Source organism: Flagellimonas hymeniacidonis (assembly GCF_008040165.1).
Taxonomy (GTDB): Bacteria; Bacteroidota; Bacteroidia; order Flavobacteriales; family Flavobacteriaceae; genus Flagellimonas; species Flagellimonas hymeniacidonis.
This window is the reverse complement of the sequence record NZ_VRUR01000002.1, coordinates 633,258-648,710: the sequence shown is the minus strand read 5'-3', so window position 1 is coordinate 648,710 and position 15,453 is coordinate 633,258. Positions and strand designations below refer to the sequence as shown.

Annotated in this window: 16 protein-coding genes; 7 read left to right on the top strand and 9 right to left on the bottom strand. The window is 37.7% G+C overall.

The window, feature by feature from the left end; genetic code table 11:
• Nucleotides 1–39 precede the first annotated feature (39 nt).
• Nucleotides 40–1,890 (bottom strand): sigma 54-interacting transcriptional regulator, encoded by a 1,851-nt coding sequence (locus FVB32_RS11775; protein ID WP_147743995.1) that lies wholly within the window; start codon nt 1,888–1,890, stop codon nt 40–42.
• A 173-nt stretch (nt 1,891–2,063) separates the two neighbouring features.
• Here FVB32_RS11775 and FVB32_RS11770 point away from each other — a divergent pair, with 173 nt between their 5' ends.
• Nucleotides 2,064–3,005: a LysR substrate-binding domain-containing protein gene (locus FVB32_RS11770; protein ID WP_147743994.1), complete on the top strand. Its 942-nt coding sequence runs from the start codon at nt 2,064–2,066 to the stop codon at nt 3,003–3,005.
• A gap of 44 nt (nt 3,006–3,049) precedes the next feature.
• Here the strand turns inward: FVB32_RS11770 and FVB32_RS11765 are convergent, their stop codons facing one another.
• Nucleotides 3,050–3,247, bottom strand: a complete 198-nt coding sequence (locus FVB32_RS11765) for a hypothetical protein (protein ID WP_147743993.1) — start codon at nt 3,245–3,247, stop codon at nt 3,050–3,052.
• 119 nt (nt 3,248–3,366) lie between these two features.
• Between FVB32_RS11765 and FVB32_RS11760 the strand changes: the two genes are divergently transcribed.
• Nucleotides 3,367–4,653 carry a D-alanyl-D-alanine carboxypeptidase gene (locus FVB32_RS11760; protein ID WP_147743992.1) on the top strand — a complete coding sequence of 429 codons (1,287 nt, stop codon included), beginning with the start codon at nt 3,367–3,369 and terminating at the stop codon, nt 4,651–4,653.
• A gap of 70 nt (nt 4,654–4,723) precedes the next feature.
• Here FVB32_RS11760 and FVB32_RS11755 read toward each other — a convergent pair whose 3' ends face one another.
• From FVB32_RS11755 to FVB32_RS11730, 6 genes are all read right to left on the bottom strand, one after another.
• Entirely contained in the window at nt 4,724–6,142 is a 1,419-nt protein-coding gene (locus FVB32_RS11755) for a lactonase family protein (RefSeq protein WP_147743991.1), read from the bottom strand.
• A 408-nt stretch (nt 6,143–6,550) separates the two neighbouring features.
• Entirely contained in the window at nt 6,551–7,060 is a 510-nt protein-coding gene (locus FVB32_RS11750; RefSeq protein ID WP_147743990.1) for a peptide-methionine (S)-S-oxide reductase, read from the bottom strand.
• A gap of 21 nt (nt 7,061–7,081) precedes the next feature.
• Nucleotides 7,082–7,666 carry a GDP-mannose pyrophosphatase NudK gene (nudK, locus tag FVB32_RS11745; protein WP_147743989.1) on the bottom strand — a complete coding sequence of 195 codons (585 nt, stop codon included), beginning with the start codon at nt 7,664–7,666 and terminating at the stop codon, nt 7,082–7,084.
• Between the two features lie 8 nt (nt 7,667–7,674).
• Nucleotides 7,675–8,328 carry a DUF2461 domain-containing protein gene (locus FVB32_RS11740; protein WP_147743988.1) on the bottom strand — a complete coding sequence of 218 codons (654 nt, stop codon included), beginning with the start codon at nt 8,326–8,328 and terminating at the stop codon, nt 7,675–7,677.
• A gap of 215 nt (nt 8,329–8,543) precedes the next feature.
• Complete coding sequence (locus tag FVB32_RS11735) at nt 8,544–9,341, bottom strand: TIGR00266 family protein (protein WP_147743987.1); 798 nt, start codon at nt 9,339–9,341, stop codon at nt 8,544–8,546.
• A gap of 77 nt (nt 9,342–9,418) precedes the next feature.
• On the bottom strand, nt 9,419–9,874 hold the full coding sequence (locus FVB32_RS11730) for a DUF4442 domain-containing protein (protein WP_147743986.1): 456 nt from the start codon (nt 9,872–9,874) through the stop codon (nt 9,419–9,421).
• Nucleotides 9,875–10,044: 170 nt separating this feature from the next.
• Between FVB32_RS11730 and FVB32_RS11725 the strand changes: the two genes are divergently transcribed.
• The 5 genes from FVB32_RS11725 (at nt 10,045) to FVB32_RS11705 (ending at nt 14,185) form a co-directional block, all read left to right on the top strand.
• Nucleotides 10,045–10,527, top strand: a complete 483-nt coding sequence (locus FVB32_RS11725; RefSeq protein ID WP_147743985.1) for a DUF4870 domain-containing protein — start codon at nt 10,045–10,047, stop codon at nt 10,525–10,527.
• A 107-nt stretch (nt 10,528–10,634) separates the two neighbouring features.
• Entirely contained in the window at nt 10,635–10,964 is a 330-nt protein-coding gene (locus FVB32_RS11720; RefSeq protein WP_147743984.1) for a PadR family transcriptional regulator, read from the top strand.
• 11 nt (nt 10,965–10,975) lie between these two features.
• Nucleotides 10,976–12,715: a PspC domain-containing protein gene (locus tag FVB32_RS11715; RefSeq protein ID WP_147743983.1), complete on the top strand. Its 1,740-nt coding sequence runs from the start codon at nt 10,976–10,978 to the stop codon at nt 12,713–12,715.
• 85 nt (nt 12,716–12,800) lie between these two features.
• A complete protein-coding gene (locus tag FVB32_RS11710) occupies nt 12,801–13,523 on the top strand; it encodes a head GIN domain-containing protein (RefSeq protein ID WP_147743982.1) in 723 nt (240 codons plus the stop codon).
• Between the two features lie 215 nt (nt 13,524–13,738).
• Nucleotides 13,739–14,185 (top strand): hypothetical protein, encoded by a 447-nt coding sequence (locus FVB32_RS11705; protein ID WP_147743981.1) that lies wholly within the window; start codon nt 13,739–13,741, stop codon nt 14,183–14,185.
• A gap of 76 nt (nt 14,186–14,261) precedes the next feature.
• Here the strand turns inward: FVB32_RS11705 and trxB are convergent, their stop codons facing one another.
• Complete coding sequence (trxB, locus tag FVB32_RS11700) at nt 14,262–15,230, bottom strand: thioredoxin-disulfide reductase (protein ID WP_147743980.1); 969 nt, start codon at nt 15,228–15,230, stop codon at nt 14,262–14,264.
• Between the last annotated feature and the right edge of the window lie 223 nt (nt 15,231–15,453).

Below are 15,453 nucleotides of genomic sequence, written 5' to 3'. Positions count from 1 at the left end.
TAACGAAATATCGTTAGCGTATTTACGGTATTTCGTGACTTATACCGGGCGTGTGATTCCTAATGCTTTAATTTTAGAAGTGAGCGTGGTTGGACGCAGTTTTAGTAGAGCCGCGGCACCTTTTTCTCCTGAAATTTTCCAGTTGGTTTGTCGTAGTGCTTTTAAAATATTTTCTTTTTCTAATTGCACCAACTCCTGTGAAGTTAAAATTCGGTTGGAGTCTTCCGCTTGGTTTGTTTTGTTTTCCTTTATCGAATTGGGGATGATGGCATTCCAATCTATTTGATCATTTTTGGATACAATTATGGCACGTTCCACCAAGTTTTGTAATTCCCTTACATTCCCTGGCCATTGATATTCCAGAAAAAGGGCCTTCTGCTCATGCGTTAATGGTTGTACAGGTTTGTTCAACTTCTTGCTGAATTGTTGTACCATTCGCTCTGCTATCAAACAAACATCGTCTCCCCTATCTCTTAGTGCTGGTACCACAATTGGAAAAACATTTAATCTATAGAACAAATCTTCTCTAAATTTTCCTTCCTTAGAAAATTGAAGCAAATCTCTATGGGTCGCGGCTATGATACGAACATCCACTTTAATGGTACTGGAGCTTCCCAATGGGTCAAATTCACCTTCCTGTATCACTCGTAATAGTTTAGGTTGAAGATCCATGGGCAGTTCTCCAATTTCATCTAAAAAAATAGTACCCTTATCCGCCAATAGAAAACGTCCTTTCCTAGATGATGTAGCTCCCGTAAAGGCACCTTTTTCGTGTCCAAAAAGTTCACTTTCTATCAAATTGGCTGGAATGGCACCGCAGTTAATTCGAATTAAGGGCTTATCACTGCGTTCACTGGCTGTATGTATGGCTCTTGCCACCAATTCTTTGCCTGTTCCCGTTTCACCTTGAATCAGTACAGTTGCCTCTGTGTTGGCTACCTGTTCAACTAGGCTCAGTACTTTGTGCATGGATTTATCTTGTGCGATTATGCCATAGACGCTAGTAAGTTCTTTAATCTCCTCTTCTAAATACTTCGTTTGGTTCTTTAGGGAATTTATTTTGCTTTCAGCAAGAAGACGGTCATCAATATTTCTAAGGATAAGCGTATAAAAGGTCTCTTTCTCATCTCCGTAATTGCTGATGGTTCCCTCATTAAAGGTCTCTTTCTCATTAGAACCAATAACTTTTACAATTTTGGGCAGATAACTGTTCATCTCTTTTCTACCTCCATCTAGGTCTGATTTAACCAAAGATTCTAAAAGGTCTGCACTCTCTTCATCCATAAAAAAGAGAATATTCCGCTTAAGGACATCATCATTTTCAAACAATTCCTTTGCTGATGCATTGGCAAGCACTATTCTGAAATTACTATCAAACATTATAATCGCATCCATGGCGCCATTGATAAGCCCCGACATCTTGGAATTAGCGAGTTCAATCTCTTTTTTTGACCCTGTTAATCGCTCTTGAATAACATCCAACTCACGATGCCTTTTAATCAGAACCGATAAAATTCCTTTAGTAAAACCCCTATCCGAAGCAATTAATTCAACAAAATGAGCGCCTTCTACTTTAAGTAATGTGGTATCTTCTAAAGCACTTACTGAAGCCGAACGAGGTTCATCATCTATAATGGCATACTCCCCAAAACAATCTGTTCTTGAAAATACACTATAGACATGGCTTTTATCATGAACCTTAACCTTGCCTTCTAGAATTACATACATCGCATCACCAACATCCCCTTTTTGAAATATACAGTCGTTCGTTTCAAAAGTTTCAGTTTTTAAGTGCTTACATAATTCTAACAAGGAAGCTTTGTTAACCTCTGAAAAGAAAGGAACTCCCTTAAGAAAATCTACTATTTTGTTAAGCTCGGTTGTGGTCATTTTTAAACTTAGCAGTAATGCTTAAACTAAATATAAAGATTTGGAAATTAATGAGCTGTTATATCCCAACTGAATTTTCTTTTTCCCAACCTCAATGCATCGAATATCTTTCTTGAACTGTTATAGATTAAATTGATGGTTTTTTATATTTTTATACTTCTAACTTATAATTGATGACCATTACCCAATTACAATATGTCCTTGCAGTTGCGGAATATAAAAATTTCACCCTTGCAGCAGAGAAGAGTTTCGTGACTCAACCCACATTAAGCATGCAAGTTCAAAAACTAGAGGATGAACTGGATGTTTTATTGTTTGATCGCAGCAAAAAACCAATTTCCATTACAGAAGTAGGTAAAAAAATTGTAGCGCAAGCCAAAAATATTGTTGCTGAAGCGGAACGTATTAAAGACATTGTCGATCAAGACAAAGGTTTTATTGGGGGAGATTATACCATAGGTATTATTCCTACCGTAATGCCCACCTTATTACCCATGTTTTTGAACACCTTTATAAAAAAATACCCCAAAGTAAATCTTATTATTAAGGAACAGCCCACTGACGCATTAATTCGAAACATTTTAGATGGGCATTTAGATGCTGGGATAGCAGCCACTCCTTTGGAGATTGAGTTCATCAAGGAACGTCCCCTCTATTACGAACCTTTTGTGGGATACGTTCCAAAAAACCATAGGTTATCGCAGGAAGAACAGCTTACCACATCAGATTTGGATGTAAGCGATATCCTATTGCTACAAGATGGGCATTGCTTTAGGGACGGTGTTATCAATCTTTGCAAATCGCCAAAAAATCTAAGTGATGAGCAGTTTAAAATTGAAAGTGGAAGTTTTGAGACACTTGTAAGTCTTGCAGATGAGGGAATGGGCATGACCTTACTCCCTTACTTGAATACACTGGAATTGGATCAAAAAAAGAAACAATATTTAAAGCCTTTTAAAAACCCATCGCCGGCACGGGAAATAAGTCTAATATATCACAAAACAGAACTTAAAATTCAAATTACAGAGGCTATTAAAGAGGTTATCGCTGGAATTGTAAGAGGCGCTATAGCATTTCAAGATGTAAAAATCATAAGCCCATTGGCCAAAAGCTAATGGATAATTTGTAAAATAAAAAGAGCCGCATTCAGCGGCTCTTTTTAAGCTTTTATTAATATTAATGTGGGTTGTAATTCTGGCTTGTCCAATATGTAATATTGTAACCAGATTTTGAGTTCTTCAATTTCACTTGGTAATAACCTTGAAACAGCTTTCTTTAATTCTTTGGCGAATAGCTTAACATCAAAACTAACTTTTTGCAAAACAGTTTTGGTGTAATCTAACATTGCTCTGGGCATAGAAATTTGATTATTTTGATTATAAGGTTGCCCTACTAAATTAAGAAAAATGACGCTTCAATGTTTAAAATTGCAGTTAAAAATTAAATAATTTCGTGTTAAATTCGATAAATCGCAAAATGTACCATCCGTATAATCAGCATGTTAACTATTTGATAGTCATATCATTAATGGGATTTTTCTTACTTCATGGGTGCTCATCCAGCCACCTATCAAAATTAGATTCCCGATTAAGAAATGAACCACTAAAAAATTCTTTCCACGGCTTAGTGGTAATGGAAGCCAACACAGGTAAGTTGATATACGATAACAACGGGGATAAATATTTCACTCCTGCCAGTAATGTAAAAATATTAGCCTTTTATACTGGTACTAAGCTGTTACCAGAAGCGGTTCCCACACTAAAGTACATTCTTCAAAACGATACCATTTATGCTGAAGGTACTGGAGACCCTTCATGGTTGCATCCTTATTTTAAGGATAGCACAGCAATCAAATTTCTACAAGATTATAACAATATTGCGCTACACCTTACTAATTCCAGCGAGGAAAAATACGGTCCTGGATGGGCTTGGGAAGATTATCATTTTTATTTTTCACCCGAAAAAGGTCCACTCCCTTTGTATGGTAATGTGACAACAATTTCTAACAACAATGAGCTTCAAGTATCTCCTCCCTATTTTTCGAATAAGGTTTTGGAAGAAGAAAAGCCTGTGCAAAGACAGGAGTTTGCTAATCGCTTTTATATTAGCCCAACTGAGCAAGACACCTTGGAAGTTCCCTTTATAACAAGCAATCTCCTTACAAAACAATTGTTAGATAGTGTCTTGAAAAATAAGGTTAGGTTAATTGACCGTTTTCCTAAAGGCGAAAAAAAGATTCTTTATGGCATAGCAACCGATTCCATCTATAAGCGCATGCTTTATGAGAGTGATAATTTTTTAGCTGAGCAGTTGCTGATGGTTAGTTCCTCCACGCTTTCGGATACCCTGAATACAAATGCTAGTATTGCATACATGCTGGAAAATGAATTGCAGGGTTTGGAACATCGACCAAGATGGGTGGACGGTTCTGGTTTATCCCGTTACAATTTATTTACGCCAAAATCGATGGTACAAGTGCTTCAGAAATTATATGCAGAAATTCCGAAGGAACGTTTATTTCGCATTTTTCCTATGTGGAATGCTTCTGGAACTATTGAAAAATGGAAGGATTTGAATTCCGAGCCTTATATTTTTGCTAAATCGGGTTCTTTGGGCAACAATTATAATTTAAGTGGTTATTTAAAAACTAAATCGGGTAAAATTTTGATTTTCAGTTTTATGAACAATCATTTTATGGTTACTTCCTCTCAAATACGAATTGAAATTGAATCAGTCCTGAATCAACTTCGTGAAAAATATTAACTAAAAAAGAACCGGGAGAAGGCAGCTTCCCCCGATTCCATCAAACAAAACAACTTAAAAAACAGGATTGTTAAATAGCCACTATCCCTTGGGTATTGGTATCCGGAAGATTTCCAGATTCTTCACCAACAAATTCCAAGCTTTGACCATTTACTCTATAAATTCCAATAGTTCCATCCAAACCAAATAATTGATATAAATATGCTCCGTCGTCCGTAATCCACATATCAATCCAACCTTCGGTGACCGCAAAAGCATCAGGGCCATTATCTGCTCCGCCGGTACCTTGTCCTTGCGCGGCAGTTTGGTTGATCAACTCAACTACACCATTATTAAAACTGTATGAGGCCAAACCGGCTTCTATGGCATTGGATACAAAGAAAGTGTTTCCATCCGCCGTAAAATCTAACCAACATGCTGTTCTGCCCGTATTGTTTTCTCCAGATGCTACATCCAGACTTATAGGTGTAAGACTTCCATCTGACTGTATTTGCCAAGTTGATACTGAACCATCCTGTAAGGCAGGGAAAGCTGGTGGCATTCCATCGGGCTGAAATTCTCTTGCCTCGGTAACTACAACATAATTGTCACCAACAATTTGGAAACCTATTGCAGAAGGCAGGTTTCTTCCTTCGGTATTTCCCCTTAGGGTTGATGTGGCTGCTCCCCATGGTATTGTACTTAATACTCCATTATCGCCAACGTTATACACTGTAACTTCATCCTCGCTTCCAGACCCTAAAGCTGCAGCTCCTGAATTAATGGAGGTAACTACCAACCAGTTTCCATCTGGTGAAAATTGGATTGCAGATGGTCTTACTTCTAACTCCCTAGTTGAGTCGGAAATTGGATCCAGGGAACCATCATTTAATAGCCAAAAACCGGTTACCGTACCTTGGTGCATAGGTTCACCGCCAGATAAAAATTCAGGGCGTGTAATGTTAGACACATAAACAATACCTTTTACCCCATCTATTTCTCTTGCAGAAAATGCAATACTATTTGGACCTATTGCCCCAGTTTGTTGAGGAGTACCTGCTATCTCCAAGGAATAATCGTCTTGAATATTAAAAGAAGTAATGGTATTACTACCTGCATTTACCGCTAGAAGGTTTTCATTATCATCTGTTTTCGTCAACGCATAGGCAGAAATTAGTGGGTCCAGTCCTTCACCACCATCATAATCACCGCCATTACCATTCGTAGCAAAGGGACCTATGGGAGTAAGTGCTCCATTCTCATCTCTTCCATAAGCAATAATTGTATTTGGTCCTTGAACATTGGTTCCAGCAATCTGTCCATCCCCATTGGTCATCGCATATACAGCTCCAACAAAAGGACTATTGGTATCTTGGTCATCATCAGTATCATCAGCTGTAGGATCAGTCTCCACAACATCGGGAACATCGACAACATCGTCAGAGTCGCATGAAGCCAAAATCAAAGACGTGGCAAGAATTATAAATAAAGGAAGCTTAGAAGTTTTCATTTTTAAATTTTAAAAGGTTTAAATCGTTTTCTTTTTTTGACAGCATCGTGTTACCCCAACAATTTATCCAGATGTTTTATTGATAAACACAGTTTCAACACTTTGCCACTTTTTATTCATTTGAAGAGATTTGGCCAAACCTTCTTTAATTTTAAAAGCAAAATTATTTGTGGCTTTTAACTGGTGTTAAGTACGGTGGTAGACTTTCTTACTTACACTTTTCAATTTGTGTAAGGAAACCTAAGAAAACAGATAAATATTTACAACTAACTTTAAATCAAGCATTTAAAATTGATTAAATTTCTATCTTGATACTTCTGTTATAAAAATATGATATCATTTAGCTTATTCTTAACGAATAAAAAAGGGCATTCCGAGTGTTTGAATAGAGAAAGAGAATTGTTTTCTTTAAAGAGTGTCGAGATTAGTAAAGGCTTTCATAAACTTGGAATATTTAGCCATTAGCACCTTGAGTTTAGGGTCTATATAGGATTTACAAAACGGTTTTTCAGGATTTGAATAATAATAATTATGAAATTGCTCATCCGATGGTTTAAATTCTTTAAAATGATATGTTTTGGTAACAATCGTTTCTTTGAATTCAGTTTGTAGTTCCCTTAAAATATGGTTTGATTCGTCATAATCACCATCAGAAAATACATAAACAGCCGAGCGGTATTTATGTCTAAAAGAATGTTCCGAAGTACTTTGATGGGTATGCAAATGAATCTCTACGAGATCCCTTAAGGAAATTTGGGAAGGATTATACGTAACAATGACTGCTTCGGAAAAAGAACTTCCATCGCCCTTTTGGGCCACGAAACCCTGTTCTACCCTGGTAACACCTTGTAAGGACAAAAAAACAGCTTCAGTGCACCAGTGGCAACCACCTCCTAAGGCAACTTTTTTGATTTCCATATGGCTTTGGTCGTTAAAAACTCAACCAAATAACTGATTTATTTGAGCATATTGGAGTAGCATAATAGTCTTTGCATCCATAATTTCTCCGGTAGCTATCATTTCTAGTGCTTTTTGAAACGTCATATCCAGAACCTCAATATTTTCTGTCTCATCTTCAGCTCCGCCACCTTCACTCACCTTCATGGTGTCCTCATATTGCCCAATGAAAAAATAAAGCACCTCGGTAACGGAACCAGGTGACATATAAGATTCGAACACTTTCTGAACTTCAGTTATTTTATATCCGGTTTCTTCCTCTACTTCCATAATAATGGTCTGCTCGGCATTCCCTTTTTCCAAAATTCCTGCGCAGGCTTCAATCATCATTCCATCTTCATTTCCATTTAAATATGTTGGCATTCTAAACTGCCTGGTCAAAATGACTGTTCCCTTTTTCTTATTATATAAAAGAATTACCGCTCCATTTCCACGGTCGTAGGCCTCTCGAATTTGGGTTTCCCATTCAGCATCCTCTCTTTGATATTGAAAAGTGACTTTATGTAAGGAATACCAATTATCTGATAACAATTCCTTTTTAATGTTTTTGACGTTTCCGTATTTCATAATCTGGATTAAACCGTTGTTGCGTTGTTCAAATATCGACGGAAAGGAAGCATCTCCATATAAACTACTTTAATTTTCTCCTCAAAACTATCGCTTAACACTTCGGTCATGTCCATTTGATGCTCTACTGCAAAGGTTTTGTTTCGTAATAATTTAATATGAGGATGGTCATTGGCGAACCCTTTGGGGGCATTGGTCAGTTTTTCATCTTCGTAGAGCCCACCGAATAACTTTTTAAAAGAAGGTTTCGCTATAATTTGCTGTAATTCTTCGCCATTGTAGTCTATTCCCTCACGAATACTTCGCAAGGTTTTGGGTTCTGGACGCCAGAATCCCCCTGCCAACAAACATTGCTTCACCCCTACCTCAATATAAAAGTCTGCTGAATTTGGAGCTTTGTCCAATCCTGCCCCAAAATGGTCTTTGTATATGGGTTTGTGCGGATGGAACATAAGGTTATTATTGATGCGATTTATCCCTTTCTTTCCAGGAGTGGGATAATAGTCATCATGCAAGGCTGCCATGGTCATGTCTAGATTGTCCAACCAAAGGATAAAATCCCCACGAAGGGATTTATACCATTTCCGATTGGCATCCATCCATTCCTTTGCATTATTTTGTTGTAATTCGGCAAGAAAATCAAATAGGTCTTGGAAGTCCATTAAAAGAAGTTCAGAGTTCAGAGTTCAGAGTTCAGAGTTCAGAGTTCAGAGTTCAGAGTTCAGAGTTCAGAGTTCAGAGTTCAGAGTTCAGAGTTCAGAGTTCAGAGTTCAGAGTTCAGAAAGGTATGCTCTTATTGAATAATTACAAAAAGTATGAATCTTTTTTAAAGAAACACAAATCTGACCACTCACTACTAACTACTAACTACTGATTATTAAAATCTATTATCACCCATTACAATATCCCCAAGGCCACCTAGAATGCTACCTTCGCCCTTATCTTTTCCTCCTCGTGGGATGGATGCCAAAACCCTACCGGCCAATCTACTAAAAGGTAGTGATTGCACATAAACAGTTCCTGGGCCTTTAAGTGTGGCAAAGAACAGACCTTCTCCTCCAAAGACGGTATTTTTTATACCTCCAACAAATTCAATATCATAATCTACAGTATGGGAGAAACCAACAATACAGCCTGTATCCACTTTTAACACCTCTCCAGCCGCCAATTCTTTTTTAGCCATGGTACCGCCGGCATGTACAAAGGCCATTCCATCACCTTCCAGCTTCTGCATAATAAACCCTTCTCCGCCAAAAAGTCCCCTCCCTAAACGTTTTGAGAATTCAATTCCTACGGATACGCCTTTTGCTGCGCATAAAAAGGCGTCTTTCTGACAAATGAATTTTCCACCTTTCTCCGAAAGGTCAATAGGAAGTATTTTACCTGGATAAGGAGAAGCAAAGCTAGCCTTCTTTTTACCTTGACCAATATTTAAAAAAGCGGTCATAAAAAGACTTTCACCAGTCAGTAATCGCTTTCCTGCGGAGAACAGTTTCCCCAATACCCCAGAGTCTTGGCCGGACCCGTCACCGAAAATGGTGTCCATTTTTATATCGGTGTCCATCATCATAAAGCTACCAGCTTCTGCAACTACTGCTTCTTGCGGATCCAATTCAATTTCCACATATTGCATTTCCTCTCCATAGATTTCATAGTCTATCTCGTGTGCGTTCATTTTTTGATTTGTTTTTAAGTGTTTTACTTATCTGTTGATTGAATTTAGATTTTGTTACAAGTAAATATAGAATCACTTTACTTTTTCAACTTAATCGTCCATTCAAACGTAAAGGTAGAGACCACTACTCCATCTTTGTTCATCCCAACGGATTGCATCCAAAAGGTCTGTCCCTCTCCAGTTTCAATTGTTTTTTTAATGGCTTCTTCAATTAAGTGCCCATCTTCACAGGTAAAAGTAATTTTGCCCGTTGCTTTCTTTGAGAAATTGGCGGTATTGTTCAACACAAGCATCGATATTTTCCTGCCGCTATCTTTAATTTGATTGATGACCATTGCTCCCGTACTCAGCTCCGCTGCCATGCCCTGAACTGCCCAAAACATACTTTTAAAAGGGTTTTGGTTTATCCATCGGTGGGTTACCGATGTAACTGCCTTTTTATCATCAATATACTTTACCCGTACTCCGCACCACCATGCAGACGGAAGCTTAAAAAATGTGAACATATTGAATTTACTAGCGCTCGAAGCCATAAGATGCATTTAAGATTATCAAAAATAAGGAAAATAGCAACTAACCCAATTTGTTAATTTTATGTTAAATTATAGTACTTTGTTTTGCATAGTACCATCTTTTGGATATATATTTGCATGGTAAGCTAATAGGTAAACTAAATTTGTTTGTATAATATCAATCAAAAATCATGACAGAATCATTAACCAAACACGAACGAAATTTATCCGCAATCATACATGCGTCTACTTTTTCAAAGTACTTTATCCCTTTTGGAAATTTTATTTTACCGCTGATTTTGTGGACGGCCAATAAAAAAGAACACAAGTTTGTAGATTATAATGGCAAGCAGGCGCTTAACTTTCAAATAAGCATGTTGTTATACTCTATCGTAGCAGGTTTGATCAGCATTCCGTTCTTTATTGGTTTTTTGCCAGATCTGTTTGATGGTAACTTTTTTGGGTTCCATCGTTTAAGTGATCTCAACAATCTGGACATTCACATTAGCAGTGATGATTTTAGGTTTGGACGGTTGTTTTGGCCTGCAGGTATTACTGGACTTTTACAGGTGGCATTGGTTGTGATCAATGTAGTCTATACCATTTTAGCTACTATTAGAACAAATGAAGGCGAAACGTTCAAGTATCCATTTACCATAAAATTCATCAAATAACGCATAAGGAGTTTATTCATCAATCAAAAAACGAAAAATCATCAATCAATCATCAATCAAAACAATCAATCAAAAACGAACAGTTAATTTAATAGAACCATGAAGTTATGAATATAGAAAACACAAAAGCACAAATGCGCAAAGGGGTTCTAGAGTATTGCATTCTTTCTATCTTACGGGATAAGGACAAATATGCATCAGAAATTCTAGGAGCGCTCAAAGACGCTAAGATGCTGGTGGTAGAAGGTACTATTTATCCTCTGCTAACGAGGTTAAAAAATGCCGGATTGCTCAACTATCGTTGGGAAGAATCCACATCGGGCCCACCGCGTAAATATTATGCGCTTACCGAAACGGGAAAGTTATTTCTTAACGAACTGAACGGTACCTGGGATGAGTTAAGAAGTGCAGTTAATCTGGTAACCAACACAAAATAAGAATCAAAAAAATGAACAAGACAGTAAATATAAATCTCGCAAATACACTTTTTCACATAGATGATGAGGCGTATAATAGGCTTAGACGTTATCTGGAGTCCATAAAACGGTCCTTTTCAGGTACCGCCGGAAGTGACGAAATCATAGCCGATATTGAGGCAAGGGTAGCAGAACTCTTTTTAGAGAAAATGGAAAATGACAGACAGGTCATTACCCAAAAGGAAGTGGACGAAGTCATTAATATTATGGGACAACCAGAAGATTATATGGTTGACGAAGATATTTTTGAGGATGAGCCAAGAAAAGCACAAACACAAACTGCCCAAAAAACCAAAAAACTCTACAGGGACATAGATCAAAAGTACATTGGCGGTGTTTGTTCCGGTTTGGAGCATTACTTAGGGTTTGACGCGCTTTGGATTCGCCTTATTTTTATTTTATTGGCCGTATTCACGGGCTTTGGATTAATCGCCTATATCCTTTTATGGATTTTAGTACCAGAAGCGGCTTCCACCTCCCAAAAACTGGATATGACGGGAGAGCCCATCAACATCAGCAATATAGAACGCAAAGTTAAAGAGGGGTTTGATGATGTTGCAGACAAAGTCAAAAGTGTTGACTACGAAAAAGTAGGCAGCAAGGTCAAAAGCAGCTCCAAGACCTTTTTTGACACCATCGGGGACATTATTATGTTCTTATTTAAAATATTTGGAAAGTTCATCGGTATTTTATTAATAATCATTGGTGCATCGACCCTAATAGGATTGTTTGTAGGTGCATTTACCATGGGAATTTTTGATGCAATACACCTTCCCGGAGTAGATTTCTATGAGATTGTGAACACTACCGGAGCACCAGTTTGGGTGGTATCCATATTACTGTTTTTTGCAGTGGGCATTCCCTTTTTCTTCCTACTTTACTTAGGATTGAAAATCCTGGTGAATAACCTAAAATCCATTGGGAACATTGCCAAGTTTTCACTTTTGGGGCTTTGGCTGATCTCCATAGGCACATTGTTTGCCTTGGGCATTCGACAAGCTGCTGAATTTTCAAGTGTGGGTAGTGTTAATATAAAAGATGAGGTTTATGTTGAAAATCCAAGCGATACTTTAGTCATAAGAATGAAAGACTCTGAGCTGGATTACGGTATGGAAGATATTCATTTTGGACGTATGACCTTTTCTTATGATGAAAATGACAACAGGATTCTTATTTCTGATGAGGTAGACATCAAAGTAAAAAAATCTGAAGATGCATCCATAAAAGTGAACATAAGAAAGGATTCCAATGGGAATACCACACTGGCAGCAAGAGAAAGAGCAAAAGAGATCAATTATGCTTATGTCCTTCAGGAAAACGAAATTGTTCTGGATGAAGTTTTAACCACGGCCACTTCTAACAAGGCAAGAAATCAAGAGGTGACCACAACCATTTATGTGCCAAAAGGAAAAGTGGTACAGTTTGATGAGTCCACAAGAGGACATATTGGTCGCGGAATAAAAAATGACCAGGGATATTATAGAAGTGGTATAACGGGTTATACCTGGGTTATGGGAGATGATGGAGAGCTTAAATGCCAAGATTGCCCAGAGGTACAGGAAGAAGATGAAGATGACTATGAAGAAGGTGGGAAAATAATCATTGATGAGAACGGACTTAACATTGATGTAAAGGACAGGAATGATCAATTTGAAATGAAGATTGATGGGAACGGCATCAAAATAAAAGTAGATGAAAAAAACAACAGTTGAGTAGCCATTTTCAACAATTGGGAAATCAAAAATAAATTTAAATCAAAGTAAACACGAATTTTAATCAATCATTAAAACAACAATCATGACAACACTAGCAAGAATAGCAATCGCAGTTTTATTCGCCATCTTCGCCTCTTCCTGTAACTTCGACATTAGCTTTGGAGATGGGAAAAGAGGAAATGGAGAAGTAGTAGAAGAAACTAGAAACGTAACTGAAGACTTTACCGTAGTATCCGCCTCAGAAGGTTTGGATGTATTTGTGACCCAAGACAAGGATTTTAAAATAGCGGTTGAGGCAGATGAAAACATTATCGATTTAATTGGAACGGATATCAAAGATGGTAAACTTAGAATTCATGCCATTGAGAACATTGGAAGAGCCACTAAAAAGATATATATCTCCTTGCCGGATATTACCGCTTTAAAAAGTTCCAGTGGCGCCGACCTAATTGTGCAAAATGTAATTGAAGCCGAAAAAATTGAGCTGGACGCCAGCAGTGGATCGGATCTACATGTGGAATTAGTCGCTACAGAAGTATCTGCAGATGCTAGCAGCGGTGCAGATATTAAGGTAGCAGGTAAAACAGATGTGTTTTATGCCGATGCCAGTAGTGGTGCTGATATTAGGGCTCGCGAACTAATGACCAAAAAATGCAATGCAGATGCTAGCAGTGGAGCTGATATTTCGGTAAACGTATCTGAATCCCTTGTAGCAGATGCTAGCAGCGGCGCCGACATCTCTTATACTGGCGAAGCAAGTGTGCAAAAGAAAAAATCTGTTTCGGGCAGCGTACACAAATACTAAGGATTTTTATGAACAACAATCAAAAACAATAGTCAATCAATTTACAAACTGAGTAAACCAATCTAACCCAGTTAAAAGGCCTAGTCATCTACTAGGTCTTTTTTTTATAAAAAACCTTGTCTTTTTAGCATTTTAAAGCTTTGTTTTCTAACGAATTATCAAAAAATTTCATATCTTATTAGGGAAAACGAACCGGTAACTCTAAACGCTCTACTATGAAAAAATTACTCGGATTGGTTTTATTGATGCTTATTTTGATTTCAGCCACAAAGTTTGCGTCTCCAAAGCCTGACACAATACATTCTATTGAAGGAACATGGGAACTTCAAAGTTTCTATAGTTTTGATGGACAAAATATAACAGACACCATTGAAAAGTCTGAAGGATACAGGCAAGTAAAAATGTATTCCAAAGGTAAAATTATGTGGACCAGGTATGTCCCAGATGATCCTAATGGAAGATTTGGTTATGGTTCTTATAAAATCACAGAAAATTCGCTGGTTGAAGTTATTGAATACGGAGATGATGGTATGATGAAAGCGTTGGATACCATGCGAAATTTTACTTTTGAGCTCATTCTAAAAGAGGATACGTTCAGTCAAATCACTTTAGATGATGAAGGTAATAGAACCTCATCTGAAAATTACAAACGCATAGATTAACAATTGAATTAGCACTCCACTAAAAAAGGCGCTGTAATGATTACAGCGCCTTTTTTACGATTTACTTTTTATGAAACTACGAGACCACAGCTTCTTTGCTTTCAATCGAAGCTAGATATCTTTCTGCATCCAAAGCAGCCATACAACCAGTACCTGCTGCCGTTACCGCCTGTCTGTATTCCTTATCTTGTACATCTCCACTGGCAAAAACTCCAGGCTTGTTGGTTTTTGTGGATTTGCCTTCAGTAATTACATACCCCGTTTCATCCATATCCAATTGACCTTTAAAGATATCCGTATTAGGCTTGTGCCCAATTGCAATGAAAAGTCCAGTAATCACAATATCTTCTTTCTCTCCAGTTTCATTGTTGACCATTCTGAGTCCTTCAACTACCTGCTCCCCAAGAACCTCATCCACTTCAGTGTTGTATCGGATGTCAATGTTATCCAAACTGTTAACCCTATGCTGCATTGCTTTGGAGGCTCTCATATAGTCTTTACGAACCAACATGGTTACCTTTTTGCAGATATTAGCCAAATAAGAAGCTTCCTCTGCTGCTGTATCCCCTGCCCCAACTATTGCTACTTCTTGTCCTTTATAAAAGAACCCATCACAAACTGCACATGCAGAGACTCCTCCCCCTCTTAAGCGTTGCTCACTAGGTATGTTCAGATATTTAGCTGATGCTCCAGTTGAGATAATCACCGTTTCAGCTTCAATCTGTTTGCTATCATCAACGGTTATTTTGTGGATTCCCCCAGGTTCATCACTAAAATCAACAGCAGTAACCATTCCAATTCGAACCTCTGTTCCAAAGCGTTCTGCCTGTTGTTGCAATTGTACCATCATAGTAGGACCATCAATTCCTTCTGGATATCCCGGAAAATTATCTACTTCTGTCGTTGTGGTTAATTGGCCCCCTGGTTCCATTCCTGTATACATAACAGGTTTTAAATCTGCCCTAGCAGCATAAATTGCAGCCGTATATCCGGCAGGACCCGATCCTATAATCAATGTTTTAATTCTTTCTACTTGTTCTGACATAACAAAAATGCTTCCTCTAAATAAGTTGTTTTACAAAAGTAGGTTTTTTGTACAGAAACTTACAGAATGATTATTCCTGATTTTCCAATGGATAGTTGATTCATTCTTCTGAAGTTTCCTTAATGCGTGATTTTTTATACTATCAATGTGTTTGAATAAAAAAAGAGTCATGGGCTATGACTCTTTTTTCCTTAACAAGTAGGTTAAGATTTTAAAAACCGAA